The organism is Streptacidiphilus alkalitolerans, from assembly GCF_042511045.1.
Taxonomy (GTDB): domain Bacteria; phylum Actinomycetota; class Actinomycetes; order Streptomycetales; family Streptomycetaceae; genus Streptacidiphilus; species Streptacidiphilus alkalitolerans.
The window spans coordinates 106,841-133,333 of record NZ_JBHEZX010000003.1; the positions used below are offsets into that span (position 1 = coordinate 106,841).

Annotated in this window: 24 protein-coding genes; 5 read left to right on the plus strand and 19 right to left on the minus strand. The window is 72.3% G+C overall.

Annotated elements, in window-relative coordinates:
- Window positions 1–48: 48 nt before the first annotated feature.
- A complete protein-coding gene (locus ACEZDG_RS07210; protein ID WP_380505432.1) occupies window positions 49–1,368 on the minus strand; it encodes a glycosyltransferase family 2 protein in 1,320 nt (439 codons plus the stop codon).
- 514 nt (window positions 1,369–1,882) lie between these two features.
- On the opposite strand from ACEZDG_RS07210, the gene ACEZDG_RS07215 reads away from it, so the two are divergent.
- On the plus strand, window positions 1,883–2,674 hold the full coding sequence (locus ACEZDG_RS07215) for a hypothetical protein (RefSeq protein WP_380504138.1): 792 nt from the start codon (window positions 1,883–1,885) through the stop codon (window positions 2,672–2,674).
- Here the strand turns inward: ACEZDG_RS07215 and ACEZDG_RS07220 are convergent, their stop codons facing one another.
- The 9 genes from ACEZDG_RS07220 to ACEZDG_RS07260 all read right to left on the minus strand — a co-directional run bounded on the left by ACEZDG_RS07220 (window position 2,675) and on the right by ACEZDG_RS07260 (window position 15,505).
- Window positions 2,675–4,060 carry a dihydrolipoyl dehydrogenase family protein gene (locus ACEZDG_RS07220; RefSeq protein WP_380504141.1) on the minus strand — a complete coding sequence of 462 codons (1,386 nt, stop codon included), beginning with the start codon at window positions 4,058–4,060 and terminating at the stop codon, window positions 2,675–2,677.
- 77 nt (window positions 4,061–4,137) lie between these two features.
- Window positions 4,138–5,991: a serine/threonine-protein kinase gene (locus ACEZDG_RS07225; protein ID WP_380505435.1), complete on the minus strand. Its 1,854-nt coding sequence runs from the start codon at window positions 5,989–5,991 to the stop codon at window positions 4,138–4,140.
- Between the two features lie 244 nt (window positions 5,992–6,235).
- Window positions 6,236–7,564, minus strand: a complete 1,329-nt coding sequence (locus ACEZDG_RS07230) for a hypothetical protein (protein ID WP_380504144.1) — start codon at window positions 7,562–7,564, stop codon at window positions 6,236–6,238.
- 49 nt (window positions 7,565–7,613) lie between these two features.
- The gene (locus ACEZDG_RS07235) at window positions 7,614–9,317 is read right to left on the minus strand and encodes a serine/threonine-protein kinase (protein WP_380504147.1); all 1,704 of its coding nucleotides are present in this window, start codon (window positions 9,315–9,317) and stop codon (window positions 7,614–7,616) included.
- Between the two features lie 45 nt (window positions 9,318–9,362).
- Complete coding sequence (locus tag ACEZDG_RS07240; protein ID WP_380504150.1) at window positions 9,363–11,072, minus strand: glycerol-3-phosphate dehydrogenase/oxidase; 1,710 nt, start codon at window positions 11,070–11,072, stop codon at window positions 9,363–9,365.
- Between the two features lie 135 nt (window positions 11,073–11,207).
- On the minus strand, window positions 11,208–12,323 hold the full coding sequence (locus ACEZDG_RS07245) for a GuaB3 family IMP dehydrogenase-related protein (protein WP_380504153.1): 1,116 nt from the start codon (window positions 12,321–12,323) through the stop codon (window positions 11,208–11,210).
- A gap of 61 nt (window positions 12,324–12,384) precedes the next feature.
- Window positions 12,385–13,887 (minus strand): IMP dehydrogenase, encoded by a 1,503-nt coding sequence (guaB, locus tag ACEZDG_RS07250; RefSeq protein WP_380504156.1) that lies wholly within the window; start codon window positions 13,885–13,887, stop codon window positions 12,385–12,387.
- A gap of 155 nt (window positions 13,888–14,042) precedes the next feature.
- Entirely contained in the window at window positions 14,043–14,681 is a 639-nt protein-coding gene (gene shbA, locus ACEZDG_RS07255; RefSeq protein ID WP_380504159.1) for an RNA polymerase sigma factor ShbA, read from the minus strand.
- Window positions 14,682–14,893: 212 nt separating this feature from the next.
- On the minus strand, window positions 14,894–15,505 hold the full coding sequence (locus ACEZDG_RS07260) for a response regulator transcription factor (RefSeq protein WP_030251459.1): 612 nt from the start codon (window positions 15,503–15,505) through the stop codon (window positions 14,894–14,896).
- 424 nt (window positions 15,506–15,929) lie between these two features.
- On the opposite strand from ACEZDG_RS07260, the gene ACEZDG_RS07265 reads away from it, so the two are divergent.
- Window positions 15,930–16,280 carry a WhiB family transcriptional regulator gene (locus ACEZDG_RS07265; RefSeq protein WP_380504163.1) on the plus strand — a complete coding sequence of 117 codons (351 nt, stop codon included), beginning with the start codon at window positions 15,930–15,932 and terminating at the stop codon, window positions 16,278–16,280.
- Window positions 16,281–16,336: 56 nt separating this feature from the next.
- On the opposite strand, the gene ACEZDG_RS07270 is transcribed toward ACEZDG_RS07265, so the two are convergent.
- Window positions 16,337–17,389: a LysR family transcriptional regulator gene (locus ACEZDG_RS07270; RefSeq protein WP_380504166.1), complete on the minus strand. Its 1,053-nt coding sequence runs from the start codon at window positions 17,387–17,389 to the stop codon at window positions 16,337–16,339.
- A 78-nt stretch (window positions 17,390–17,467) separates the two neighbouring features.
- Between ACEZDG_RS07270 and ACEZDG_RS07275 the strand changes: the two genes are divergently transcribed.
- Window positions 17,468–18,124 (plus strand): MOSC domain-containing protein, encoded by a 657-nt coding sequence (locus ACEZDG_RS07275; RefSeq protein ID WP_380504169.1) that lies wholly within the window; start codon window positions 17,468–17,470, stop codon window positions 18,122–18,124.
- A 103-nt stretch (window positions 18,125–18,227) separates the two neighbouring features.
- Here the strand turns inward: ACEZDG_RS07275 and groL are convergent, their stop codons facing one another.
- Complete coding sequence (gene groL, locus ACEZDG_RS07280; RefSeq protein WP_380504172.1) at window positions 18,228–19,859, minus strand: chaperonin GroEL; 1,632 nt, start codon at window positions 19,857–19,859, stop codon at window positions 18,228–18,230.
- Between the two features lie 121 nt (window positions 19,860–19,980).
- Window positions 19,981–20,289 (minus strand): co-chaperone GroES, encoded by a 309-nt coding sequence (gene groES, locus ACEZDG_RS07285; protein ID WP_034089847.1) that lies wholly within the window; start codon window positions 20,287–20,289, stop codon window positions 19,981–19,983.
- Window positions 20,290–20,486: 197 nt separating this feature from the next.
- Here groES and ACEZDG_RS07290 point away from each other — a divergent pair, with 197 nt between their 5' ends.
- A complete protein-coding gene (locus ACEZDG_RS07290) occupies window positions 20,487–21,668 on the plus strand; it encodes a THUMP-like domain-containing protein (protein ID WP_380505438.1) in 1,182 nt (393 codons plus the stop codon).
- A gap of 15 nt (window positions 21,669–21,683) precedes the next feature.
- Here the strand turns inward: ACEZDG_RS07290 and ACEZDG_RS07295 are convergent, their stop codons facing one another.
- The 4 genes from ACEZDG_RS07295 to tsaB all read right to left on the minus strand — a co-directional run bounded on the left by ACEZDG_RS07295 (window position 21,684) and on the right by tsaB (window position 24,935).
- Complete coding sequence (locus ACEZDG_RS07295) at window positions 21,684–22,583, minus strand: polysaccharide deacetylase family protein (protein WP_380504176.1); 900 nt, start codon at window positions 22,581–22,583, stop codon at window positions 21,684–21,686.
- 93 nt (window positions 22,584–22,676) lie between these two features.
- Window positions 22,677–23,750: a tRNA (adenosine(37)-N6)-threonylcarbamoyltransferase complex transferase subunit TsaD gene (gene tsaD / locus ACEZDG_RS07300; protein ID WP_380504179.1), complete on the minus strand. Its 1,074-nt coding sequence runs from the start codon at window positions 23,748–23,750 to the stop codon at window positions 22,677–22,679.
- Entirely contained in the window at window positions 23,743–24,264 is a 522-nt protein-coding gene (rimI, locus tag ACEZDG_RS07305) for a ribosomal protein S18-alanine N-acetyltransferase (RefSeq protein WP_380504181.1), read from the minus strand. Before rimI ends, tsaD begins: the two co-directional genes overlap by 8 nt.
- Entirely contained in the window at window positions 24,261–24,935 is a 675-nt protein-coding gene (gene tsaB, locus ACEZDG_RS07310) for a tRNA (adenosine(37)-N6)-threonylcarbamoyltransferase complex dimerization subunit type 1 TsaB (RefSeq protein ID WP_380504184.1), read from the minus strand. The genes rimI and tsaB overlap by 4 nt, the downstream gene beginning before the upstream one ends.
- Window positions 24,936–25,061: 126 nt before the next feature.
- On the opposite strand from tsaB, the gene ACEZDG_RS07315 reads away from it, so the two are divergent.
- Window positions 25,062–25,637, plus strand: coding sequence for a hypothetical protein (locus ACEZDG_RS07315; protein ID WP_380504187.1), 576 nt, complete (start codon window positions 25,062–25,064; stop codon window positions 25,635–25,637).
- A 31-nt stretch (window positions 25,638–25,668) separates the two neighbouring features.
- Here the strand turns inward: ACEZDG_RS07315 and ACEZDG_RS07320 are convergent, their stop codons facing one another.
- Window positions 25,669–25,845: a hypothetical protein gene (locus ACEZDG_RS07320; protein ID WP_380504190.1), complete on the minus strand. Its 177-nt coding sequence runs from the start codon at window positions 25,843–25,845 to the stop codon at window positions 25,669–25,671.
- 103 nt (window positions 25,846–25,948) lie between these two features.
- Complete coding sequence (gene tsaE / locus ACEZDG_RS07325; protein WP_380504193.1) at window positions 25,949–26,461, minus strand: tRNA (adenosine(37)-N6)-threonylcarbamoyltransferase complex ATPase subunit type 1 TsaE; 513 nt, start codon at window positions 26,459–26,461, stop codon at window positions 25,949–25,951.
- Between the last annotated feature and the right edge of the window lie 32 nt (window positions 26,462–26,493).

Below are 26,493 nucleotides of genomic sequence, written 5' to 3' on the forward strand. Positions count from 1 at the left end.
CCGGATCCCCGGCTCCACCAGTGCAGCGTACGGGCGCGATGCCGGCGGCTAGACACTCATCATCACCGAGCCGAACAGCATGACTCCGCCGAGGAGGTAGGGGACCACGACCAGCGCGCTCCGGTTCCGGTCGCCCGCGAAGCTGTCCGCCCTGGTCCCCCAGCCCGCGTTGTGGGCGCAGCGCAGGAAGCCGACCATGCGGACCGGCATCAGCAGCAGGGTGTTGATGACCATGAAGACCGGCAGATAGGCCATGTCCCGCGGCCGGTAGGCGAAGTGGCGGCCGAAGCGCACCGCGATGGACAGCGCCGACATCATCGCGGCCAGCATCAGCAGCAGCACGAAGGAGAGCACCGGCGAGGCGGGCAGCGGGAGTTCGTTGTAGAGCCCAGGCCGCGTCCCGTGGAAGCTCGCGACGACCCAGGAGCCGAAGGTGCCCAGCAGGACGAACGGGATCAGGATGTCGGCCACGTAGAACAGCCCGAGGGTCTTCGCCCGCCGGGCCATCCACGGCAGCATCCGCAGGGTGTTGTACTGCGACCCCCGGGCCCAGCGGTACTGCTGCCGGGCCAGCTTGCCGAGCGTGGTCGGCGCGTCGGTGTACACCAGCGAGGTGGCCTGGTAGACGGTCCGGTAACCGGCCTTGAGGGTGTAGTTGGTGAGTGAGCGGTCGTCGCTCACCTCCAGGAAGACGCCGAGGAACTTCTCGTGCAGGAACGCGTCCATGCAGTTCTCCAGGATGCTGCTGCGGAACGCGATGGTGCGTCCCGGCAGGCAGCCCACCGTGCCCAGCACGCTCATCGCCGGGAGCGAGTACTGGCAGCGCACGCTCTCCAGCCAGTCCGCCCAGCGGGTCAGCACCGAGCGGCCCGGGCCGAGGATGCGCTGACGCGTGGTCACCCCGCCGACCTTCGGGTCGGCGAAGGGCTTGAGCAGTTCGGCCAGCGTGTCCTTGGTCCAGATCGTGTCCGAGTCCACCAGGACGCAGACGTCCCCGCTCGCGGCTTCGAGCCCGACCCGCAGCGCGTTCCGCTTGCCGGGAACCTCGGTCCAGCACCACCAGACCTCGAGGTCGTCGCAGATCTTCTGCAGCGCCGGGTTCTCCGGACCATTGATCACCACGATGATCTCGGTGGGCTCCTGGTCGATGATCCGCCGGAGCACGTCGTGGAACAGGTCCTCGGGTTCGTCCACGACGGGAATGATCACGGACGTGGTGGTGGAGTAGGACCGGACCCACGGCCGGTAGCGGCGGGCGATGCCGGTCCGCACCAGCCACATGAACCAGATCGCTGCCATGAACACCGCGAACGGGTAGACGTCGTGCCGGACCAACCCGTCCCGCAGTTCCAGCAGAAAGGCAAGCATCACGATCCATTTCCGTACCGGCGGCCGGACCGCGGCGTCGTCATCACGCTTGGCAAGTTCAGTGCAACTCGATCGTATGTACGCAGCCACGTCGCATATCTGGACAATGCGGAGATAACAGCCAGCGACCGGGGAACCGTTATGTCTTGGTGACTGATTTCCCGGGTCCGTCAAGGAATCTGACCGCACATTGTGCGAACCGGTATTCTGCCGACCTGACCTAGCACACCCGACATGAACGATTGGGATCGGCATGCCTGAGGCTGCGAGCACACCTCCGGGTCCCCAGGACCCGAGAGTCCCCCACGATCCCCGGATACCGAGGGACACGCCGCCCGCGCAGTCGCAGCCGACGCCGACGCCGACGCCGGGCGAGAGTGCGCAGCCGACCATGCAGATCCGCACCCCGTTCCCGTCACCGGCGCCGGCCCCTGCACCCGCCCCAACTCCCGTTCCGGCCCCTGCCCCTGCCCCTGCCCCGCAGCAGTACCGGCCCGCGCCCGCGCCCGCGCCGGTGCCGCCACCGCAGTTCGGCGGATACAACCCGCCCACCGTCTCCACCGAACCGAACTGGAGTGCCCTGGCCGAACAGCATGAGGCCCAGGCCAAGCGAAAGCGGCGACTGCTGATCGCGGCCGGTGCGGGCGCGCTCTGCCTGGTGGTCGCCGGCGGGGCGGCCTTCGCCGTGTCGCGGGGCGGCGGTCACCCGGTGACCCAACCGACCGGCAGCGCCGCTCCGGTGGCGAGCTCCGCGGGCCCTTCCGCGACCGGAAGCGCGTCGGCCTCCGCCTCCGCGACGGCCGCCGCGGGTGGCGGCGGCAACAAGGCACCGCTCACCGCCGGCGCCGTGCTGTCGGCCAAGACCATCAAGATCGGCGGAGTGCTCTACACCCGCAAGGCGACCGACAGCACCGAGCACTGCGGCCAGGGCGTCGACGCCAAGCTCGGGGCACTGCTGGCGCAGCACCACTGCAGCCGACTGCTGCGCGCCACCTATGTGTCCAGCAACACCGCCGTGACCGTGGCCATCGCCGTGGTGACCGACCCTCAGGAGGCGCAGGCGGCCGACAACCACATGACCGGCAAGCCGGCCCCGCTCACCGGGACGGGCATTCCCGGCTTCTGCCCCGCCGACGTCACCTGCGCGCTCACCCACGCCGACTACGACCGCTACCTGTACTTCACCCTCGCCGGCCCGGCCAACGTCGCCCGCGGCAAGGCGGACGCCACCTCCGTCGCCGCCGGAAAGGGCTTCGCCGGCTACGCGGCCGGCGCCGTGCAGCGGCTGGCCGCGTCCGACGGCTGATCAGAGCGCGTTGAGCGCGTCCCCCACGACCCGGTGGAAGGTGGGGTAGGCCCAGTTGGTGGCACGGAGTTCCGCCAGCGGGACCTTGGCCTGCACCGCCAGGGTCAGCAGGCCGAGGATCTCGCCGCCGGTGGGCCCGGCCGCCGTGGCGCCGACCAGCACCCGGTCCGCCGCCACCAGTTTGATGAAGCCGTCGTTGCCCGCGCCGTGCACCAGGCCCCGGCCGCTGGCCGCGAGGTCGGCGACCGCGGTCCGCACCGCCAGGCCCCGGGTCCTGGCCTGGGCCTCGGTCAGTCCGACCGCGCCGATCTCCGGGTCGGTGAAGGTCACCCGGGGCACCGCGTGGTACTCGGCGGGCCGTCCGCCCTGTCCGAGGATCCCCCGGACCGCGACGTCGGCCTGATACATCGCCATATGCGTGAACGCGCCCTTGCCGGTGACATCGCCGACCGCCCACACCCCGGGGGCGCCCAGCACCCGCAGCCGCTCGTCCACCGGCAGCCCCCGGGCGTCGGCCGGGACGCCCAGCGCGCTCGCGCCCAGCCGCTCCAGGTCCACCCGGCGCCCGGTGGCGACCAACAGCCGTTCCGCGCTGAGCCGTTCGCCCCGGCGGCAGACCACGGTGAAGCGTCCGCCCTGACGGCTGACCGACACCGCCTCGATGCCGGTGTGGATCTCGATCCCCTCGGTGGTCAGCACCCGCATCAGCAGGTCGGCGGCCTCCGGCTCCTCCTGCGGCAGCAGCCGCGACTGCGCCTCCAGCACGGTCACCTGGCAGCCGAACCGCTGTACCGCCTGGCCGAGTTCGAGGGCGATCGCCCCGCCGCCGAGCACCAGCAGCGACTCCGGCAGCTCGGCCGCCTCCACCAGGTCGTGGTTGGTCCAGTAGGGCGTCCCGGCCAGACCGGGTACCGGCGGCACCGAGGGACGGGCGCCGACCGCGAGCACCAGGGCCCGGCGCGGGCGCAGCAGGGTCTCCGTCCCGCCGTCGTCGGGACCGCTCACACAGACCTCGTTGGGGCCGGTCAGCCGGGCGGTGCCGCGCAGGAACCGGCCGCCCCTGGTGGTGAAGCGGTCCACCGCGACCTTGTCGTCCCAGTCGTCGGTGGCGGCGCGGACATGCCGGACCACCGGCCGCCAGTCGCTCTGCACCCGGCTGATCCCGGCCGATCCCGGCACCCGGTGGGCGTCGGTGACCAGGTTCCCGGCCCTTACCATGATCTTGGAGGGGATGCATCCCCAGTACGGGCACTCGCCGCCGACCAGGCGTTCGTCGATGCCGACCACGTCCCACCCGGCGTCCGCGAGGCGCCCGGCCACCTCCTCCCCAGCGGGACCCATTCCGATGACGACGGCGTCAGGTGTGGAGACTGTAGGGGCGACCATGACCGGCTCCCTGCTCTGCTCTGGGGTTTGGCCTGTGTCGTTCCACCGTACTCGGGACGGGTTCCGGCGTCCTCCGCTCAGCCGTCCCCGCTGAAGCCGTTGGTGATGTCGAGGAACCGCTGGTAGCCGGTGTTCCAGTCGGACTCGGGATAGCTGACCAGGATGTCGTACTCGGTCCCGTCGCTGTCCGTGAACAGTTCCTCCATCGAGTGGTACGGCACCTGGTCGCTCTTGTTCACGAAGGTGTACTCCCACTGCACCCCCTCCAGGTCCCGGTGGAAGGTGTGGCTGGTCACCATGTGCACCAGGGAGTAGGTCGGGGTCTGGCCGCTCTTGAGGCTCGTCTCCATCTCCTGGGCGTGCTGCAGCGGGGTGACCCCGGCGCTCGGGGTGACCCCGAAGACCACCTTGTGGACGCCCTTGTCCGGGCTGTAGATGATCTGGGTGGTCCCGCCGCCGGGGTCGCTGCGCACCCAGGGCTGCCCGTTGAAGTCGGGCGGCAGGGCGAAGGTGAACCCGGCCACGTCGTGGTGGAAGGTGTAGCCGGCCGCCAGCTGCGGCTTGAACGGGGCCGGCGCGGTGCTGGGCGGCGCCGAGGACCCGCTCGGGTCGGGCTGCTGCGGCCCGCTGTTGTTGTGCCCCGGGGTGTCCTTGAGGCTGACCTCGTACGCGGCGCCGCCGCCGGCCGCGGCGGCGATCAGGCCCGCGACCACCAGCCAGGGCCAGGTACGGCGGCGCCGGCGCGGTGCGCCGGGCCGGGTCGCCGAGGGTCCCGCGGGCGGGGCGGCGGGAGCGGCGGCGGGCGAGTACCCAGCCCCGGCCCCGTTGCCGGCTCCGTCGGTGTGGAAGCCGCGGTTCCGCTCCGCGGCCTGACGGGCGGCGGCCTGACGCGCGGCAGTCTCCTGGGCTGCGGCCTGCTGAGCCGCCTGCTGAGCTGCGGCCTGGTGGGCAGCGACCTGCTGATACTCGGACTCCACATAGGTCGGCCGGAACAGCGGCTCGGCCTCCCGGAACGACTCGGTGGTCCGGAAGGCGGTCGAAGTGTGCGGCTCCCGGCGGTCCACCAGCGGCACGTGCTGGGTCGGGCTGCGCAGCGGGGTGGTGGCGACCGGGACGCTGATGTTGGTGGTGAGCCCGGCCGCGATGTCCTGCAGCATCCGGATGGCGTCGGGCGCGCTGGGGCGCTCGGCCGCGTCCTTGGTCATCAGGGCGTGCAGCACCGGCGCGAGCGCCCCCGCACGCTTGGGCTCCGGCAGCGGGTCGGTGACCACCGCGGCCAGTGTGGTCAGCGGCGAGTCGCGGCGGAACGGCGACTGCCCCTCCACCGCCGCGTACAGGGTCGCGCCGAGGCCCCAGAGGTCGGACTCGGGGCCGGGACGGTGGCCGTGCACCCGCTCGGGAGCCAGGTAGTCGGGCGAGCCGATCAGGTCGCCGGTCCTGGTGAGCGCGGAGTCGCCCTCGTAGGTGGCGATGCCGAAGTCGGTCAGCACCACCCGCCCGGTGCCGCGTTCCAGCAGCACGTTGGCGGGCTTCACATCGCGGTGGATCACCCCCACCTGGTGGCCCCGGTGCAGCGCGGCCAGCACCTGCGCGCCGATCTCGGCGGCCTCACGGGGATTCAGCGTCCCCTCCTGCTCGACCAGTTCGGCGAGCGAGCGGCCGTCGATCAGCTCCATCACGATCCACGGCTTGCCGTCCTGCTCCAGCACGTCGTGGATGGTGACCACGCCGGGGTGCTTGATCCTGGCGGCGGCACGGGCCTCCTGACGCATCCGGGACTGGACGATCAGCAGGTCCTCCTCGGCCAGGTGGTTCACCGAGAGTTCCTTGACCGCGACCTCGCGGTCGAGCATCTGGTCCTCGGCCCGCCAGACCGTGCCCATCCCGCCCCGGCCGAGCCGGGCGCCCAGCAGGTAGCGGCCGGCCAGCATCCTGGGCACGGCGACAGGCTGCGTGGCCGGGCCCCGCGTCACCTCGTCACCGCGTCCGGACTGCACTGCCGAGCCCTCTTCCGTACCCACCGTGCTCCCCCTTGCCTGCGTCCTGCCGTGTACGTCCAAGCCTGCGGCAGGAACCGACGGCACCGCACGACAACCCCAGGGTTTGCAGCACAGCCTAGGCACGTGGCCTGTCGGCTGGAAAGGCAGGGCCACTCATGAGACCGGGATGTGACGCTCAGCGTGACACCGATACCACCAGTACCAGGGCCAATAGGACGAAAAGAATGATGCCACTGACAAGAATTGCACCCAGCAGCGCCGGGTTGCGGTGCGGCGCGGCATGGCGGTGGTGCGGGAAATCCGGGTGCGGAAGCACCTCTCCGCCGCGCTCGCGCCGGTTCCGCCGGTGGTCCCGGTCCACCGGCAGCAGGGAAGCCACGGACAGGAGTTCGTCCTGGTTGATCGGCTCCGGCGCACGCTTCAGCAGCTGCCTGATCTCCTCCGCCAGCTCCGGCAGCCCCGGCCGGGCGGCCGGATCGACCCGCAGCAGCCGCTTCACCAGGGGTCCCAGCGGGCCGCACTCCGGCAGCTCGGGCGGCGGCTGGGCCCGCGCCGTGCCGCGCGGGAGCAGCGCCGCGACCTGCGGCCTGCCGTAGCGTCCGGCCCTGACCGCGGCGAACAGCTCCTCGGCGTCCCGCGGCTCCCCGTCCAGGGTCTGCACCGGGGAGTCGCCGGTGACCGCGCGGTAGAGCAGCACCCCCAGCGCCCAGACGTCCGCCTCCGGGCCCACCGGGGCGGCCACCGGGACCGCGGGCGGGCCGCCGCCGGCAGCGCCAGGAGCGCTGCCGGGAGCGCCGTAGGCGGGCGGGGCGTCGAAGGGCGGCGGGCCGACCTGCTCCGGCGCCCAGCGCTCGGCCACCGCGCCGACGATCACCGCGCGGGCGTTCCTGGCCCGGATCCGCACCGGCGCCCAGGGGCCGCCCGGCATTCCCGCGCCCGGCTGGTCGGCGCCCGGGCCGCCGCACAGCGCCTCCTGGGCCACCCCCGCGACCAGGCCGCCGAGCAGCGCGGTGCCGTCGTCGCAGACCAGCACCGTGTCGGGGGTGACATTGCCGTGCACCAGACCGGCCGCGTGCACCGCCCGCAACGCCGTGACCAGGTCGTACGCCATCTCCGCGGCCCGGTACGGGGAGAGCGGGCCGCCGCGCTCCAGCAGCGTCCGCAGGGTCACCCCGGGCACCGCCTCGCCGACCACCCAGAGGTAGCCGCCCTCGTCGAGGACCTGGAACACCTGGCTGAGCCGCGGATGGTCGGGAACGGTCTCGGCCACGAAGGCGGCCAGGGTCAGCGCCCGCGCGGTGGTGCTGTCCGGCCGGGGCGGCGCGGGCGGCTCCGGTCGTCCGAAGGGGTCGGGGACCTGGTCCTCCGGGCCCACCAGCTCCGGCAGCGGCACCGGGTCGAGCTGCACCTCCGCGCCGCTGCGCTGGTCCACCGCGGCGACCCCGGAGCCGCGGGCGCGTCCGGACAGCAGATAGCGCCCGCCGAGCACCCGTCCGCCGGCCACGGTGCCACCTCCCTCGTCCGTCGACCTCAGCGTACGTGCTGACACCGGGTCAGCCCGCAGGCTGGAAGCTGGAGAAGAAGCGGCTCAGCAGCTGCTGGTTCCTGGCGCCGCTCCAGCTGGCGTCCGGGGCGGTCCAGTAGATCGCGTAGCCGTGCTTCGGTCCGGTGACGAAGCCGCGGTTCAGCGCGTGCAGCGCGGCGCCCTTGGCGGAGGCGTAGGTCCACTCCCAGTCGGCCGCGTCCCAGCCGTCGCGGTAGCTGACGGTCTCCAGCCGGAGCCGGTGGTAGTCGGCGAAGCTGTGCGCTATGGCGGCCTCCTCCGACCGCCAGGCCCCCACCGCGCTCCCGCCCGGCTGACTGGTCGCGTCGATCTGCAGCGTGCCCTCAGGGCCCTTGTACTTCCAGCTGGTCGCGCTCCGGCTGACGACCCGCCAGCCGGCCGGTATGTCCAGCGTGGAGCCGCCGGGGCCCTGGACCTGGCGGAAGGCCCCGCCGGCCGCCGGGGACGTGGCGGCGGCCGAGCCGGACGCCGAGGCGGAGCCGGAAGCGGCGGGAGGGGCCGCCGCGGACGCCCTGGCCGAGGACGCCGGCGCGCTGCTGGCCACGGAGCCGGCCTTGTGCCCGGCCCCGTCCTTCTTCCCGTGCTGGTGCGCCAGCACCGCGATCAGCACCCCGCCCGCCGCCACCAGCACCAGCGCGACCAGCAGCGCCAGCCACGGCTTCCAGCTGCGGCGCGCGGGCGTCGCGGCGGCGCCGGCGGCGGCCGTCGCGGTGTCCCCGGCGGCCGGAGCCTGCGCCGGGACCGGCGGGGGCACCGCGGCCACTGCCGGGACCGGCTGCACCCGGGTCGGCTCGCTCAGCGCCGCCCGCTGCTCCGGCAGTTCCGCCGCCACCGGCTCGGGTGCGGCCAGCACCGCCCGCAGCATCCGCCGCGCCGCCGCCTCGTCCAGCCGCTCGTTCGGATCCTTGCGCAGCAGGCCCTCGATCACCGGGGTCAGCGCACCGCCGTTGCGCGGCGGGGTCAGCTCCTCGGTCATCACCGCGGTCAGCGTGGACAGCGCCGAGCCCTTGTCGTACGGCGGGTAGCCGTCGACCATCGCGTACAGCGTCGCCCCGAGCGACCACATGTCGGCCGGCGCCCCCGGTATCCCGCCCCTGGCCCGCTCCGGCGAGATGTACGAGGGCGCGCCGACCAGCATCCCGGTGGTGGTCACCGAGGGGTCCCCCTCGACCCGGGCGATCCCGAAGTCGGTCAGCACCACCCTGCCGTCGTGCCCGATCAGCACATTGGACGGCTTGACGTCCCGGTGCAGGATGCCCGAGCGGTGCGCCTCGGCCAGCACCCCCAGCAGGTCGAGGCCGATCTCCGCCGCGCGGCGGACGGACAGTACGCCGTCCTCCCTGATCACCTCGCTGAGCGAGCGCGACTCGACCAGCTCCATCACGATCCAGGGCCGGTCGTCCTCCTCGACCACGTCGTAGACCGTGACGGCCGAGGTGTGCCGGATCCGGGCGATCGCCTTGGCCTCGGTGAGCGCCCGGGCGATCAGCCGGTGCCGCTCGTCCTCGCCCACCCCGGCGGTGAAGCGCAGCTGCTTCACCGCCACCTCGCGGCCGAGCACCTCGTCCTTGGCCCGCCAGACCGTGCCCATCCCGCCCCGGCCGAGCACGGACTCCAGCCGGTAGCGGCGCGCTAGCAGCCGCCCGGTGATGTCCTGGTCGCCGGCCTGGCTACTGGTCTGCTCGCTGGTCATCCGGCTGAGGTCCCCTCCGTCGTGCGCGTAGGCCCCCATCGTCCCCTATCCGAGCGGCACAATCTCCTGCGCCCCCAGCCTGGCGGCGTCGGCCGTCAGGTCGTCAGGCTGCTGCTGGGACTCGCGTTCCGCCTCGACCCGCTTCCGGTAGTGCTCCACCTCGCGGTCCACCTGCCCCTTGTCCCAACCCAGTTCACCGGCCATCAGCTCGGCGACCTCGCGCATCGACTCGGTGCCGCGGTCGAAGGTCTCGATGGAGATCCTGGTCCGCCGGGCCAGCACGTCGTCCAGGTGCCGGGCTCCCTCGTAGCGTGCGCCGTAGACCACTTCGGCCCGCAGGTAGTCGTCCGCACCGGTCAACGCCTCGGCCAGGGACGGGTCCTGGGAGATCAGCGCGATCACCTCCTCGGCCAGCGAGCCGTAGCGGTTGAGCAGGTGCTCGACCCGGGCGATGTGCAGCCCGCTGCTCCGGGCCAGTTCGGCCCGGCCGTTCCAGAGCGCCTGGTAGCCCTCGGCCCCGGCCAGCGGCACCCGCTCGGTGCAGCTCGGCGCGACCCGTTGGTCCAGGCCGTGCACCACCTCGTCCACCGCGTCCTGGGCCATCACCCGGTACGTCGTGTACTTGCCCCCGGCCACCACCACCAGGCCGGGCACGGCGTGCTGGACCACGTGCTCCCGGCTGAGCTTGGAGGTGGCGTCCGACTCGCCGGCCAGCAGCGGGCGCAGACCGGCGTAGACGCCCTCGACGTCCTCCCTGGTCAGCGGTACCGCCAGGACCGAGTTCACATGGTCGAGCAGGTACTCGATGTCGGCGCTGCTGGCCGCCGGGTGGTCCTTGTCCAGGGTCCAGGCGGTGTCGGTGGTGCCGACGATCCAGTGCCGGCCCCAGGGGATGACGAACAGCACGCTCTTCTCGGTCCGCAGGATCAGCCCGGTCGAGGAGTGGATCCGGTCCCGGGGCACCACCAGGTGGATGCCCTTGGAGGCGCGGACGTGGAACTGCCCGCGCGAGCCCACCATGGCCTGGGTCTCGTCGGTCCACACCCCGGTCGCGTTGACCACCTGCCGGGCCCGTACCTCGAACTCGCCGCCCTGCTCCAGGTCGAGCACCCTGGCGCCGACCACCCGCTCGCCCTCGCGCAGGAAGCCGACCACCCGGGCCCGGTTCGCGGCCAGCGTCCCGTAGGAGGCGGCGGTACGCACCAGGGTGGTGACGAAGCGGGCGTCGTCCATCTGTGCGTCGTAGTACTGCACCGCGCCGACCAGGGCGTCCTTGCGCAGGCAGGGGGCCTGGCGCAGCGCCTGGCGGCGCGAGAGGTGCCGGTGCACCGGCAGCCCGCGGCCGTGGCCCCCGGCCAGCGACATGGCGTCGTACATGGCCACCCCGGAGCCCACGTACGGACGCTCCCAGCCCCGGTGCTGCAGCGGGTAGAGGAAAGGGACCGGCTTCACCAGGTGCGGGGCGAGGGTCTGCAGCAGCAGGCCGCGCTCCTTGAGCGCCTCCTTGACCAGGGCGAAGTCCAGCATCTCCAGATAGCGCAGGCCCCCGTGGATCAGCTTGCTCGACCGGCTGGACGTCCCCGACGCCCAGTCCTTGGCCTCGACCAGACCGGTGCTCAGGCCCCGGGTCGCGGCGTCCAGCGCGGTTCCCGCGCCCACCACCCCGCCGCCGACCACCAGCACGTCGAGTTCCCGTTCGGCCATCCGGGCGAGCGACTCCGCCCGCTGGTCCGGCCCCAGTTTCGCGCTACGCAAAGCTTCCTCCGCAGTGTGCTGGCCCTGGCTTTCGGTCCCAGTCTGCCGGGTATCTGCCCGAAGCGGGCAGGTGGACACATGGCAGCGCCCCCGGCGCGGGCTGCGCCGGGGGCACGGGTACTGCTGCGGCCGGTGCTACTTGTGGGCCACCGTGACCTCGACCCGCTGGAACTCCTTGAGCTCCGAGTAGCCGGTGGTCGCCATCGCCCGGCGCAGCGCGCCGAACAGGTTCATGGTGCCGTCGGGGGTGTGCGAGGGGCCGTGCAGGATCTCGGCGGTGCTGCCGACCGTGCCGAGGTCCACCCGCTTGCCGCGCGGGAGCTCCTCGTGCACGGCCTCCATGCCCCAGTGGAAGCCGCGGCCGGGCGCGTCATTGGCGCGGGCCAGCGCGGCCCCGATCATCACCGCGTCGGCGCCGCAGGCCACGGCCTTGGCCAGGTCGCCGCTGTAGCCGACCCCGCCGTCCGCGATCACATGCACATAGCGGCCACCGGACTCGTCCATGTAGTCCCGCCGGGCCGCCGCCACGTCCGCCACGGCGGTCGCCATCGGCACCTGGATGCCGAGCACGGTCCTGGTGGTGTGGGCGGCGCCGCCGCCGAAGCCGACCAGGACGCCGGCCGCGCCAGTGCGCATCAGGTGCAGCGCCGCGGTGTAGGTGGCGCAGCCGCCGACGATCACGGGGACGTCCAGCTCGTAGATGAACTGCTTGAGGTTCAGCGGCTCGGCCGCGCCGGAGACGTGCTCGGCGGAGACCGTGGTGCCGCGGATCACAAAGATGTCCACGCCCGCGTCCACCACGGCCTTGGAGAACTCGGCCGTGCGCTGCGGCGACAGCGCGGCCGCGGTGACCACGCCGGAGTCGCGGATCTCCTTGAGCCGGCGGCCGATCAGCTCGGCCTTGATCGGCTCGCGGTAGATCTCCTGCAGCCGCCGGGTCGCGACGGCCTCGTCCTTGACCTCGGTGATCTCCTCCAGCAGCGGGCGCGGGTCCTCGTAGCGGGTCCACAGCCCTTCCAGGTTGAGCACCCCAAGACCGCCCATCTGCCCGAAGGCGATGGCCTGCTCCGGGGAGACCACGCTGTCCATCGGCGCGGCCAGGAACGGGAGCTCGAAGCGGTAGGCGTCGATCTGCCAGGCGATCGAGACCTCCTTCGGGTCCCGGGTCCGCCGGCTCGGTACGACGGCGATGTCGTCGAAGGCGTACGCCCGTCGGCCCCGCTTGCCCCGCCCGATCTCGATCTCGGTCACGTCCAGCCCTTCGCTCAACCTGCTACTGCCAGCCCTCAGTATCCCGTACGCGGACGGCGGACTAGTTGCCGTGGTAGTTCGGGGCCTCGACGGTCATCTGGATGTCGTGCGGGTGGCTCTCCTTGAGCCCCGCCGAGGTGATCCTGACGAAGCGTCCCTTGGACTCCATCTCGGCGATGTTGGCCGCGCCGACGTAGCCCATGGTCTGCCGCAGGCCACCGACCAGCTGGTGGGTCACCGCCGAGAGCGGGCCGCGGTACGGGACCTGGCCCTCGATGCCCTCCGGCACCAGCTTCTCGTCCGAGCCGACCTCGGCCTGGAAGTAGCGGTCCTTGGAGTAGGACTTCGCCTGGCCGCGGGACTGCATCGCGCCCAGCGAGCCCATGCCGCGGTAGGACTTGAACTGCTTGCCGTTGATGAACAGCAGCTCGCCGGGCGACTCCTCGCAGCCCGCGAGCAGGCTGCCCAGCATCACCGTGTCGGCGCCGGCAGCCAGCGCCTTGCCGATGTCGCCGGAGTACTGCAGTCCGCCGTCGCCGATCACCGGGACGCCGGCCGCGCGGGCGGCCACGGCCGCCTCGTAGATCGCGGTGACCTGCGGGACGCCGACACCGGCGACCACCCGGGTGGTGCAGATGGAGCCGGGGCCGACCCCGACCTTGATGCCGTCCGCGCCGGCGTCGATCAGCGCCTGGGCGCCGTCCCTGGTGGCGACGTTGCCGGCCACCACGTCGACGTCGATGTTGGCCTTGACCTTGGCGACCATCTCCAGGATGCCCCGGCTGTGGCCGTGCGCGCTGTCGATGACCAGGAAGTCCACGCCCACCGCGACCAGCGCCTGGGCCCGCTCGTACGCCTCGTCGCCGACGCCGACGGCCGCGCCGACCAGCAGCCGGCCCTCGACGTCCTTGGCGGCCAGCGGGTACTTCTCGGCCTTGACGAAGTCCTTGACCGTGATCAGGCCCTTGAGCCGGCCCTCGGCGTCGACCAGCGGCAGCTTCTCGATCTTGTGGCGGCGGAGCCGGCCGATCGCGTCCTCACCGCTTATCCCGACCTCGCCGGTGATCAGCGGCATCGGGGTCATCACCTCGCGCACCTGGCGGCTGCGGTCCGACTCGAAGGCCATGTCGCGGTTGGTGACGATGCCGAGCAGCCGTCCGGCCGCGTCGGTGACCGGCACGCCGCTGATCCGGAACTTGGCGCAGAGCGCGTCCGCCTCGGCCAGGGTGGCGTCGGGACCGACCGTGATCGGGTCGGTCACCATGCCGGACTCGGACCGCTTCACCAGGTCGACCTGGTTCACCTGGTCCTCGATGGAGAGGTTGCGGTGCAGCACCCCGACGCCGCCCTGGCGGGCCATGGCGATCGCCATCCGGGACTCGGTCACCTTGTCCATGGCGGCGGACAGCAGGGGGATGTTCACACGTACGTTCCGGGAGACCCGCGAGGACGTGTCCACGGCGTTCGGCAGCACCTCGGAGGCGCCCGGAAGCAGCAGGACGTCGTCGTAGGTGAGCCCGAGCATCGCGAACTTCTCGGGGACACCTGCGGCATTCAAAGACATTGGGGCACCTTCCCGTACCGACCCGATACGGCGCCACCGGGGGCCGCTGGAGAGGCAGCTCGGCACCGATACTTGAGTCTACCGGTATTCGAGTGACACCCCTTGCGCTTCCTGGGGTCGTTGTGCTGCGGGACACAGCGGAGCCGCGCCCGGGGTCAGGCCGACAGCCCCTCGGGTCCGCCGAGCGCCAGCGCCCGCAAGCGGCTGAGCGCCCGGTGCTGGGCCACCCTCACCGCGCCCGCGGACATGCCGAGCACCTCGCCGGTCTCCTCCGCGGTCAGCCCGGCGGCGACCCGGAGCAGCACCAGCTCGCGCTGCCGGGCCGGCAGGCAGGCCAGCAGTTCCCTGGCCCAGGCGGCGTCGCTGCTGAGCAGCGCCCGCTCCTCGGGGCCGAGCGCGTCGTCGGGGGTCTCCGGCAGTTCCTCGGCCAGGAAGACGGACTGGCCCGGGCCCTTCATCGCGGCCCGCTGCAGGTCGGCGATCTTGTGGGCGGCGATGCCGTAGACAAAGGCCTCGAACGGGCGGCCCTCGTCGCGGTAGCGCGGCAGGGCGCAGAGGACGGCGAGGCAGACCTCCTGCGCGACGTCGTCCACATGGTGCCTGGCACCGCCGGGAAGCCGGACCAGCCGGGCCCGGCAGTAGCGCAGCACCAGCGGGTGGACCCGTCCCAGCAGTTCGTCGGTGGCCTCGGACTCGCCGCCGACCGCGCGGACCACGAGAGCCCCGATCGGGACGGAGGCCCCACCGGTGGTCTGCACGCCGCCCGGGGCAGCGGTCATCTCGTCGTCACGCACCGGTCCATGGTGCCTGGTCGCCGCAGAAAACGTGGCACCGCGCCCCGACTTGTGCACAGGAACGTTATGCGCCACCATCGCCCCCTCCTGCCTGCCGACCGCACTCCCCCGAGGATCCCATGCCTCCCATGGTGCGTCCTCGGCGGGGAAAGGGGAAACAGACCACCCCCGCCCATCGGGCGGGGGCTGTGCTCTCCGCGGGCCCGCGTCCGTCAGCGGACCAGGCCCCAGCGGAAACCCAGCGCGACGGCGTGCGCGCGGTCGGAGGCTCCGAGCTTCTTGAAGAGCCGGCGGGCGTGGGTCTTCACGGTGTCCTCGGAGAGGAACAGCTCACGGCCGATCTCGGCGTTGCTGCGGCCGTGGCTCATGCCCTCGAGCACCTGGATCTCCCGGGCGGTCAGGGTGGGCGCGGCGCCCATCTCGGCGCAGCGCAGCCGACGCGGGGCGAGCCGCCAGGTCGGGTCGGCCAGCGCCTGGGTGACCGTGGCGCGCAGTTCGGCCCGCGAGGCGTCCTTGTGCAGATAGCCCCTGGCACCGGCGGCCACCGCCAGCGCCACGCCGTCGAGGTCCTCGGCGACGGTGAGCATGATGATCCGGGCCCCCGGATCGGCGGACAGCAGTCGGCGCACGGTCTCCACCCCGCCGAGGCCGGGCATCCGCACGTCCATGAGGACCAGGTCGGACCGATCGGCCACCCAGCGGCGGAGCACCTCCTCGCCGTTGGTCGCCGTGGTCACCCGGTCCACGCCGGGCACGGTGGCGACCGCTCGGCGGAGCGCCTCCCGGGCGAGCGGTGAATCATCACAGACGAGAACGGATGTCATGACCGTCCTCCGTTGCTGATCCGCGTCACGTTGAGCCTCCTGGCTGGTACGAGCAGGTACGAATCGTCATCCGACACGGCCTGGGCCACCGGCGTCTTCCCCGACGCCCGGGCCGTTCACCGCCTCCGCACTCCCAACGACCGTCACCCGAATGAGTTACGGGGTGGCAACCGTCCCACCACTGTATGTGGTCGACCCACTACGGATCATCCCCTGTGTGGCGCACTCCGGCGCACAGGCGCGCGGACTGCCTCCAGACCCAACGAGTACGGCCACACGCAGGACACGCCGCAGAGGCGATTGGTCCCATTTGTAGTGTTTTCAGAATATTAATGGGCATGTGCAACGCTGATGGCCTCTTGTCCGATTAGATCTACATGAGTCATATTTCCATCTACTAGGACCTACACCGAGGGAATGAGCAATGGCAGACTTCTCCCGCCTCCCTGGCCCCAACGCAGATCTCTGGGACTGGCAGCTCTCCGCCGCCTGCCGCGGCGTCGACAGTTCCCTGTTCTTCCACCCCGAGGGGGAGCGCGGGGCAGCGCGCAGCTCCCGCGAGCAGTCCGCCAAGGAGGTCTGCACCCGCTGCCCGGTGCGGACCGAGTGCGCCACCCACGCCCTGGCCGTGCGCGAGCCGTACGGCGTCTGGGGCGGCCTGACCGAGGACGAGCGCGAGGAACTGCTCGGCCGCTCCCGGCACCGCGCCCCCGAGGTCGCCGACACGGCCGACACGGCCGACAGCGAGGACGAGGCGCTGATCTCCGGCTACTAGGCACGACCTGCCGGGCCCGGCGAAGAAACGATTCTTCACCGGGCCCGCCGGCGGCCTCAGCCGCGCGGCGCGGCGGGCGCGGCCTGGGAGAGCCGGTCCAGCATCAGCGCCACGGCCGGCACCTGGGCCAGGTCCGGCAGGGTCAGCGCCACGATCTCCCGGAACACCCCGGAGGCCAGCGGCAGCACCGACACGCCGGTCGAACGCGCCGACGCCAGTGCCAGTTCCGGCAGCACGGCCACCCCGAGACCGGCCGCGACCAGCCCGAGCACCGCCGGGTAGTCGTCGGTGGCGAAGTCGATCCGGGGCGCGAACCCGGCCTCCGCGCACATGTCCACCAGATGGCCGCGGCACTGCGGACAGCCCGCGATCCACTGCTCCCCGGCCAGCTCGTCCAGGGCGACCGGACGGTCGTCGCCGCGCCCGGCCAGCGGGTGCCCGACCGGGACCACGCCCACCAGCCGGTCCTCCAGCAGCGGCCGGACCACCAGGTCGGACCAGTCGCAGGCGGCGGCCGAGGCGGACGCCTGCACCACCGCGTCCGCCCGGGCCTGCCGCCGCAGCCCGGTCAGATCCCCCTCCGGGAAGTGCAGGGCCAGCCCCTCGCCCGCCACCGCCCTTGCACGGAGGCGCTCCGCGCCGCCCCTCCCCTGGCCCGGGTAGCGGAAGGCCAGGGCCACCTCGCAGTCCCCGCCGCGCAGCATCAACAGCGACTCAGGCGGCTCGGCCTCGGTCAGCGACACCCGGATGCCGGGGCTGCCGCGCCGGACCGCCGCCACCGCGGGCGGGACCAGGGTGGAGCTGGCCGTCGGGAAGGACACCAGCCGCACCCGGCCCGTGCGCAGCCCGGCGATCGCCGCCAGCTCCTCCTCGGCCGCGGTCAGCCCGGCCAGGATCCCGGCCGCGTGCCGCACCAGCACCTGTCCCGCCTCGCTGAGCTGCACCCCGCGGCCGACCCTGACCACCAGCGGGGTGCCGACGGACTTCTCCAGCGCCTTCATCTGCTGGCTCACCGCGGGCTGGGTGTAGCCCAGCTCCCGCGCGGCAGCGGAGAAGGACCCGGTACGGGCGACGGCGCGGAGCACTCGGAGATGGCGGGCCTCGATCACCGCTCCAGCATAAGCCGTGCTTTGACAGCGGCTGAAAAACCGATGGTCGGCTTATGGCCGTCGGTTTACGCTTCCCCCATGGGAACCCTGCTCTCCGTGAACACCGGCCGGCCCCGTCCCTCGGACCACGCCGACATCGGCGTGACCGCCATCGACAAGCGCCCGGCCGCGGGCCCGGTCGCGGTCACCGCCCCGGGGCCGCGCGGCAACGGCGGCAGCGGCAGCGGGCTGGCCGGCGACGAGGTCTGCGACCACCGGTTCCACGGCGGCGACGACCAGGCGGTGTACGCCTACAGCCGGGAGGAGCTGGACCTCTGGGCCGAGGAGCTCGGCCGCGAGCTGCCCGACGGGGTCTTCGGCGAGAACCTCACCACCCGGGGCCTGGCCACCACCGACGCGCTGATCGGCGAGCGCTGGCAGATCGGCGAGCAGGTGGTGCTGGAGGTCTGCGCCACCCGGATCCCCTGCCGCACCTTCGCCGGCTGGCTGGACCGGGCCGCCTGGGTCAAGCGCTTCGCCCAACGCGCGCTCCCCGGCGCCTACCTGCGGGTGATCACCCCCGGCGAGATCCGCGCCGGCGACCCGATCACCGTGCTCTCCCGCCCGGACCACGGCGTGACCAGCGGCGTCGTCTTCCGCGCGCTCACCCTGGAACCCGAACTGCTCCCCCGGCTGCTGGACGTCGAGGCCCTGGCCGCCCACCAGCGCGACCACGCCCTGCACCGCGTGCGGTAGGGCACACGCAAAGGGGCGCGGGGAACTGCGCCGCCAACCATGCACTTTCGTGCACCCAGGCAGTACAGCTCCCCGCGCCCTCAGGCTGTCACCGACCTACAGGTCAGTGGCTGTGGCCGTGCCCACCGTGCGAGTGCCCGGCGTCAGCCTCTTCCTCGGCCGGCTTCTCGACGACCAGGGTCTCGGTCGTGAGCAGCAGCGAAGCGATCGACGCGGCGTTCTGCAGCGCGGAGCGGGTGACCTTGACCGGGTCGATGACGCCGGCCTTCAGCAGGTCGCCGTACTCGCCGGTCGCGGCGTTGTAGCCCTGGCCCTCTTCGAGCTCCGACACCTTGCTGGTGATGACGTAGCCCTCGAGGCCCGCGTTCTGGGCGATCCAGCGCAGCGGCTCGACCAGCGCGCGGCGGACGACGGCGACACCGGTCGCCTCGTCGCCGGCCAGGCCGAGGTTGCCGTCGAGCACCTTCTGGGCGTGCACGAGGGAAGCGCCGCCACCGGCGACGATGCCCTCCTCGACCGCCGCGCGGGTCGCCGAGATGGCGTCCTCGAGACGGTGCTTCTTCTCCTTGAGCTCGACCTCGGTGGCCGCGCCGACCTTGATCACGCAGACCCCGCCGGCCAGCTTGGCCAGGCGCTCCTGCAGCTTCTCGCGGTCCCAGTCCGAGTCGGTGTTCTCGATCTCGGCCTTGATCTGCGCGACCCGGCCGGCCACCTCGGAGGACTCACCGGCACCGTCGACGACGGTGGTGTTGTCCTTGGAGACGGTGACCCGGCGGGCGGTGCCCAGCAGGTCCAGACCGGCCTGGTCGAGCTTGAGGCCGACCTCCTCGGCGATGACCGTGGCACCGGTGAGGGTGGCCAGGTCGCCGAGCATGGCCTTGCGGCGGTCGCCGAAGCCGGGGGCCTTCACCGCGACGGCGTTGAAGGTGCCGCGGATCTTGTTGACGACCAGGGTCGACAGCGCCTCGCCGTCGACGTCCTCGGCGATGATCAGCAGGGGCTTGCTGGCGCCGCCCTGGAGGATCTTCTCCAGCAGCGGGAGCAGGTCCTGGATCGAGGAGATCTTGCCCTGGTGGATCAGGATGTAGGGGTCCTCGAGGACCGCCTCCATCCGCTCCTGGTCGGTGACCATGTAGGGCGACAGGTAACCCTTGTCGAACTGCATGCCCTCGGTGAACTCGAGCTCCAGGCCGAAGGTGTTCGACTCCTCGACGGTGATGACACCGTCCTTGCCGACCTTGTCCATCGCCTCGGCGATGAGGTCACCGACCTGCTGGTCCTGCGCGGAGAGCGCGGCGACAGCGGCGATGTCCTCCTTGCCGTCGATCTCACGGGCGACCGAGAGCAGGTGGTCCGACACGGCCTTGACGGCGGCGTCGATGCCCTTCTTCAGCCCGGACGGTCCGGCGCCGGCGGCGACGTTGCGCAGACCCTCGTTGACCAGGGCCTGGGCCAGCACGGTGGCGGTGGTGGTGCCGTCACCCGCGATGTCGTTGGTCTTGGTGGCGACCTCCTTGACCAGCTGCGCGCCAAGGTTCTCGTACGGGTCGTCGAGCTCCACCTCACGGGCGATGGTGACACCGTCGTTGGTGATGGTCGGAGCGCCGAACTTCTTGTCGATGACGACGTTGCGGCCCTTGGGGCCGAGCGTCACCTTCACGGTGTCGGCCAGCTTGTTGACGCCACGCTCGAGCGAGCGGCGGGCGTCCTCGTCGAACTTCAGGATCTTCGCCATGCTTAGGGTTTCCCTCTCAAACAACCGAGCCCGGGCACCCGGTCTCACTCAGTGAAGACTGGGGGCCCGGGCGGGGTCACGACTCTGCGGTCAGCGTCGTGGCTGCGACAGCAGCCAGGTGTTACTTCTCGACGATCGCGAGGACGTCGCGGGCCGAGAGGACGAGGTACTCCTCGCCGTTGTACTTGACCTCGGTGCCGCCGTACTTGCTGTACAGCACGATGTCGCCGACGGCGACGTCGAGCGGCAGACGCTGGCCGTCCTCGAAGCGACCCGGGCCAACGGCCAGGACAACGCCCTCCTGGGGCTTCTCCTTGGCAGTGTCCGGAATGACCAGGCCAGAGGCCGTGGTCTTCTCGGCTTCGAGCGGCTGGACCACAATGCGGTCCTCGAGCGGCTTGATGGCAACCTTGGAGCTGGTGGTCGTCACGTTCCGACCTCCCCCTTCGGAGATCACGGGGTGATTCATGTCTTGGGTCGCGAAAGGTTGTTGTGCGAATCCGTCGTCGCGGTGCCGGAACCGCCCCTTCGCGGGGTTAGCGCTCTCGCAAGGAGAGTGCCAACGACGACACTAGGCCGCCGTTAGCACTCAGTCAACCAGAGTGCCAACGCGCCGCCTGCGAGATGATGTGTCACGTGGAGACCGAATCGTTCCGTGCCCTGCTGACCGAGCCGGGCCAGGCACTGCTGGCCGAGCTGCGCGACTACCTGCCGGGGCAGGAACTGGCGGTCGCGACCAGGCTGCGGCGTTCGCACCCGGCGGAACTGGTGTCGGCGGCGATCGGCCAGGCCCGGCTGCGGCAGCGGGCCGCGGCGAAGTTCGGCGCGGCCGACGCGGCCCGGATGTACTTCACCCCGGACGGCGTCGAGCAGGCCACCCGAACGAGTGTCGCCGAGTGGCGCGCGGCCCGCTTCAAGACCCTGGGCGTACGGCGGCTCGCCGACCTCTGCTCGGGGGTGGGCGGCGACGCCATCGCCCTGGCCCGGGCCGGCATCGAGGTGCTGGCGGTCGACCGCGACCCGCTGACCTGCGCCGTCGCCGAGGCCAACGCGGCAGCGCTGGGCCTGGACGGCCTGATCGAGCAGCGCTGCGGCGATGTGGCCGACGTCGACCTTGACGGCTTCGACGCGGTCTTTGTCGACCCGGCCCGCAGGGGCGGCCGGGGCCGCATCTTTGATCCCGAGTCCTACTCGCCGCCGCTGAGCTGGGCGGTCGCCGCCGCCCAGCAGGCCCCCTTCGCCGCGCTCAAGGTCGCCCCCGGCATCCCGCACGACGCCGTGCCCGAGGGCGCCGAGGCCGAGTGGGTCTCGGACGGCGGGGACGTCAAGGAGGCCGTGCTCTGGTTCGGCACCGACGCCGCGGCACCCCACCGGGCCACCCTGCTGCCCTCCGGCGCGACCCTCACCGGCGGCCGGCTGCCCGACCCCGAGCCCGGCCCGGTCCGCCGCTACCTCTACGAGCCCGACGGCGCGGTCATCCGCGCCCACCTGGTCGCCGAGGTGGCCCGGGAGCTGGACGCGACCCTGATCGACCCCACCATCGCCTACCTGACCGCCGACACCCTGCGCAGCACGCCCTTCGCCACCCCGTACGAGATCACCGACGTGCTCCCGTTCGGACTGAAGAAGCTCAAGGCGCTGCTCCGCGAGCGCGGCGTCGGCACCGTGGTCATCAAGAAGCGCGGCTCCGCGATCGAGCCGGAGGAGCTCCGCCGCAAGCTCAAGCCCGAAGGGGCGAACTCCTGCACGGTCTTCCTCACCCGCGTCGCCGGCGCCCCGTCCATGCTGCTGGGGCAGCCCGCGAACTGAGCCGCCGACGCCGGCTCACGGGCGCTGGATGTAGTCGTCCAGGCGGGCGACGGTGAAGCCCTGCTCCTCGATGCGCTTGACCATGTTGGCGAACATCTTGGTCATCGACTCGCCCTTGAGCTCCGAGGGGCCGCGGAAGTGGGCCAGGATGATGTCGCCGTCATGGAGCTTGTGCTCGGCCGTCTGGTACTGGAAGCCGGTGATCTGCATGGTCTCCTTCCAGTAGACGATGGCGCGCGGACCGCAGGCCTGGACCGCGCTGTTGAGGCTGGCGGTGTGCGCGCCGGCCCCGTACGGGGGGCGGAACAGGAACGGGGCCGCGCCGTACTGGGCGGTGAGGATCTTCTGGTCGCCGCAGACCTCCTCCCGCTGCCGGGCCTCGGAGACCGTGTTCATCGCCGGGTGGTGCAGGGTGTGGTTCTGGATGCTGTTGCCCAGCGCCTGCAGCGGTTTGAAGTAGCCGTAGTCGTCCTTGATGGTGTCGTTCATCAGGAACATCGTGAAGGGGACCCTGAGGTCCTGCATCATCCGGACGAACTGCGGATCCTTCTCGGCCCCGTCGTCCAGGGTGATGAAGACGACCTTCTGCGTGGTCGGCACGCTGTCGATGACCGGCACCTGCCCGGTCCTGCTGAGCCGGATCGGGCGGACGGCGGGCGGCTGCGGGGCCGGCCGCAGCGGTTCGAGGCCCCACTTGTGCCAGAGCGCGGCATCGGCCGAGACCGAGTCCGAGGAGGGCGCACCCGAGGCGGACGCCCCGGAGGAGGGGGCGACCGTCCCCCGGCTCGACAGCGGGGACGCCGCGGAGCTGGACGGCAACGCTGGGTCACCGCTGCCGCCGCCGCAGGCGGTGGCCAGCCCGGTGAGGGCGAGGGCCCCCGCCGTCAGTGCGAGCGTCCTGCTGTTCCGCTTCACGGTGCGCTGCTCCCCGTCTCCGACCTGCGTGTTGATTACAGGTCAGGACGCTAGCCGCTCCCAGGCAGTTCCCAGCGGACGGCCAGGTAAGGGTTAGTCAGGGAACCGGTGCAGATCGTCGTGGGTGGCGGGGACATGGGTCTCGGTCACCGGCAGTGACGAGTCGGCCGAGAGGTCGAACGAGGACGGCGCGCGGTTGCGCCACACCATCTCCGAGCCCAGCGCGGCCACCATCGCGCCGTTGTCCGTGCACAGCTTCATCCGGGGCACCCGCAGCTCGATCCCGGCCCGCTCGCAGCGCTCCTGCGCCATGGCCCGCAACCGCGAGTTGGCGGCGACCCCGCCGCCGATCATCAGGTGGTCCACCCCGTGGTCCCGGCAGGCCCTGACCGCCTTGCGGGTAAGGATGTCGGTGACGGCCTCCTGGAACGAAGCGGCCACATCTCTTACCGGGACCTCCTCCCCTGCGCGCCGCTTGGCCTCGATCCAGCGCGCCACCGAGGTCTTCAGCCCGGAGAAGGAGAAGTCGTAGGCGGCGTCGTTGGGACCGCTGAGCCCGCGCGGGAACCTGATCGCCCCGGGATCGCCCTCGGCGGCGTAGCGGTCGATCACCGGGCCGCCCGGGAAGCCCAGGCCGAGCACCCGGGCCACCTTGTCGAAGGCCTCCCCGGCCGCGTCGTCGATGGTCGCGCCGAGCGAGCGGACGTCGCTGGTGATGTCCGAGGTGAGCAGCAGCGAGGAGTGCCCGCCGGACACCAGCAGCGCCATCGTCGGCTCGGGCAGCCGCCCGTGCTCCAGCTGGTCCACGCAGATGTGCGAGGCCAGGTGGTTCACCCCGTAGAGCGGCTTGTCCAGGGCGTAGGCGTAGGCCTTGGCGGCGGAGACGCCGACCAGCAGCGCCCCGGCCAGGCCAGGCCCCGCGGTGACGGCGATGCCGTCCAGGTCGCTCGCCTTGATCCCGGCCTCGTCCAGGGCGCGCTGGACGGTGGGGACCATCGCCTCCAGGTGCGCCCGGCTGGCGATCTCGGGGACCACCCCGCCGAAGCGCCCGTGCTCCTCGACGCTGGTGGCCACGGCGTCGGCGAGCAGGGTGGTGCCCCGGACGATGCCGATGCCGGTCTCGTCGCAGGAGGTCTCGATCCCGAGGACCAGCGGTTCGTCAGCCATCGTGGCTCAGTGCTCCTACGTCGGTCGTGCGGTCGTGGGGGGTGCCGGGGTCGTCGAGCCGCATCACCAGGGCGTCGACCCCGGAGGGCTGGTAGTAGTGGCGGCGGATGCCGACGGGCTGGAAGCCGAAGCGCTCGTAGAGGCGCTGGGCCCGGGGGTTGTCGACCCGGACCTCCAGCAGCAGTTCCTCGCAGCCGGCCGCCGCCGCCTGCTCGACCAGCACGGTCAGCAGCCGGGCGCCGAGGCCGGTGCCCCAGTGCCGCCGCGCCACCGCGATGGTCTGCACGTCCCCGCTGCCGGCCGCGGCCATCAGGCCCGCGTAGCCGACGACCGTGCCCTCGGCGTCCTCGGCGACGGTGTACCAGCGGGTGGCGCGGGGGTGCCGGGTGTCGGCGAGCTCGGACCAGAACATGCCGACCGACCAGGCGTCCTCGGGGAACAGCTCGCGTTCGAGCCGCAGCACCGGGGCGATGTCCCACCAGCGCATCTCCCGCAGTTCGGTGGTCCGGGTCATGCCGGCAGGACCGTCTTGTAGTTCTTCGGCACCTCGGCGTCCGGGCGGCGCAGGTACAGCGGCGTGGGCGCCGACAGCGGGCGTCCCGCGGCCAGCTCCCCGGCGGCGTACGCGGCCAGCGCCGCGGCCGACTGGTGCTCCGGCATGCCGGGGACGAGGCGGGTGAACACCTCCGGGTAGAGCGCGGCTCCCGCGCCCACCGAAGGGAGGTCGCCGAGCCGCTCGGCCAGCTCGGCCGGGCGGTCCACCGCGGGACCGTGCGTCCGGGCCCCGTCAGCGCCGTAGGAGGCCCAGTAGACCTCCTTGCGGCGCGCGTCGGTGGCGGCGGTGAACGGGCCGCTCAGCCCGGCGGTACGGGCCGCGTGGGCGATTCCGTCCAGGGTGCAGACCCCGTGCACCGGGATGCCCAGCGCGTGGCCCAGGGCGGCAGCGGTGACCAAGCCCACCCGCAGGCCGGTGTACGGGCCGGGCCCGGTGCCGACCACCAGGGCGCCGAGCTGCTCCTTGCCCACCCCGGCGGCGCGCAGCACCCGGTCGATGGTGGGAATCAGCAGCTCACCGTGGCGGCGCCCGTCGACCTGGTCGGCGGCGGCGAGAGTCGCCCCGCTCGACGTGTCGTGGACGGCGGCGGTGACGGCGGGGGTCGCGGTGTCGAACGCAAGCAGAAGCACCCCACCAGGTTAGACGGATACCGGGGTGAGGATGAGAAGCTGATGTTTTCGCAGGGATCCGGCCGGGCCGGATCGAACGCAGAGCCGGATTGAACGCTGGGCCGGATCGAACGCTGGAGGAGAGTCGTGGCAGGGATCAGTAGTTCCAGCACCGTCGTCGCCGGATTGACGGCGTCGGCGCTCGCGCTGGTCACGCTGCTGGCGCTGCAGGCGAGGAGTTCCGCGCACGAGACCCCGGCCGCCGGCGGTGGCCCCGGCGGTTCGCCGAGCGCCTCGGTGAGCGGCTCCGCGCACCCCAGCGCCGCCCCCAAGCCGGTCGCGGTACCGGCGCACTCGGGCACCGGCAAGCGGATCGTGTACTCGCTGGCCGCCAACCGGGTCTGGCTGGTCGACCCGGCGAAGCCGGCCGTCGACCGGACCTTCACGGTGCAGCCGAGCCCGGTGGACCCGCTGGCCGGCAGCTACAGCGTCTACCGGACCACTCCCGGCCCCTACACCGGCTCGGACGGGGTGAACGTCAAGAACGGCGTGATCTTCACCGAGCACTCGGGCGCCGTGATCGGCTTCAGCTCCGCCGTGGACGGGACCACCCCGAAGCCGGACCCCAACAAGAAGACCGGCGGGATCAGGGAGACCCTGGGCGACGGCCAGGCCCTGTTCGACTTCGCGCCGAACGGGACGAAGGTCGTCGTCGTCCCGTAGCCCCGCGACGGCTCCCGCTGCGGCTGTCCGCTCAGGCGGCGGCCGGGTGCGGGGCCGAACGCTCGGCCGGCTCCCGCCGCGGCTGCTCGGCCGCGGGGCCGGTCGGCGGGGTGCTCACCGCGGTGGCCGACCGCGCGGCGGCCAGCAGCGCGGCCATGCTGACAGGGCTGACCGGCTCGTCCCCGGCGCGGGGGGTCGTGTCGGACATGTCGCCTCCCGTGGCTCCGCTGCGCGCTGTGCTGCCTGTGAGCAACATCTTCCCGACAGCGCGTCGGAATAACAACCGGGGACGGAAAACTCTTCTGCGGACCCTAGAGCTGCGACCAGTCCACTCCGGCCCAGCGGTCGCCGAGGCCGGTGAGGGTGACCTGCCGCTGGTCCGCCTCGTCCGCCTCCAGCGGCCGTTCGTCCCCGCCCAGCGCGCGGGCGATGCGCACCTCAAGACGGGAGTCGGCCAGCTCCTCGACCTTGCCCTCGCCCCACTCGACGACCACCACCGAATCGGACAGCGCGACGTCCAGGTCCAGGTCCTCCATCTGGTCGAGGCCGCCGCCGAGCCGGTAGGCGTCGACATGGACCAGGGCCGGGCCGCCGGACAGCGAGGGGTGCACCCGGGCGATGACGAAGGTCGGCGAGGTGACCGCGCCGCGCACCCCGAGGCCCTCGCCGAGGCCCCGGGTGAGGGTGGTCTTGCCCGCGCCCAGCTCGCCGTGCAGCAGGACCAGGTCGCCGGGGCGCAGCAGCCCGGCCAGGCCGCGGCCGAGGTCCTGCATCGCCGCGGGGTCGGAAACGGTGATGGTGGTGGCGGTGGTGGTGTAACCCATGCTCCTGCGACTGCCTTTCGTCACTGAGATCT

What these genes read in the sequence shown, in the direction of transcription:
- ACEZDG_RS07210 (WP_380505432.1), bottom strand. Translation starts at nt 1,368, where the DNA reads ATGCTTGCCTTTCTGCTGGAACTGCGGGACGGGTTGGTCCGGCACGAC.
- tsaD (WP_380504179.1), bottom strand. Translation starts at nt 23,750, where the DNA reads ATGGCTGACGAACCGCTGGTCCTCGGGATCGAGACCTCCTGCGACGAG.
- ACEZDG_RS07320 (WP_380504190.1), bottom strand. Translation starts at nt 25,845, where the DNA reads ATGTCCGACACGACCCCCCGCGCCGGGGACGAGCCGGTCAGCCCTGTC.
- ACEZDG_RS07220 (WP_380504141.1), bottom strand. Translation starts at nt 4,060, where the DNA reads ATGGTCGCCCCTACAGTCTCCACACCTGACGCCGTCGTCATCGGAATG.
- ACEZDG_RS07225 (WP_380505435.1), bottom strand. Translation starts at nt 5,991, where the DNA reads ATGCTGGCCGGCCGCTACCTGCTGGGCGCCCGGCTCGGCCGGGGCGGG.
- rimI (WP_380504181.1), bottom strand. Translation starts at nt 24,264, where the DNA reads ATGACCCGGACCACCGAACTGCGGGAGATGCGCTGGTGGGACATCGCC.
- ACEZDG_RS07275 (WP_380504169.1), top strand. Translation starts at nt 17,468, where the DNA reads ATGGGAACCCTGCTCTCCGTGAACACCGGCCGGCCCCGTCCCTCGGAC.
- ACEZDG_RS07265 (WP_380504163.1), top strand. Translation starts at nt 15,930, where the DNA reads ATGGCAGACTTCTCCCGCCTCCCTGGCCCCAACGCAGATCTCTGGGAC.
- guaB (WP_380504156.1), bottom strand. Translation starts at nt 13,887, where the DNA reads ATGTCTTTGAATGCCGCAGGTGTCCCCGAGAAGTTCGCGATGCTCGGG.
- tsaE (WP_380504193.1), bottom strand. Translation starts at nt 26,461, where the DNA reads ATGGGTTACACCACCACCGCCACCACCATCACCGTTTCCGACCCCGCG.
- groL (WP_380504172.1), bottom strand. Translation starts at nt 19,859, where the DNA reads ATGGCGAAGATCCTGAAGTTCGACGAGGACGCCCGCCGCTCGCTCGAG.
- ACEZDG_RS07290 (WP_380505438.1), top strand. Translation starts at nt 20,487, where the DNA reads ATGTGTCACGTGGAGACCGAATCGTTCCGTGCCCTGCTGACCGAGCCG.
- ACEZDG_RS07260 (WP_030251459.1), bottom strand. Translation starts at nt 15,505, where the DNA reads ATGACATCCGTTCTCGTCTGTGATGATTCACCGCTCGCCCGGGAGGCG.
- ACEZDG_RS07235 (WP_380504147.1), bottom strand. Translation starts at nt 9,317, where the DNA reads ATGACCAGCGAGCAGACCAGTAGCCAGGCCGGCGACCAGGACATCACC.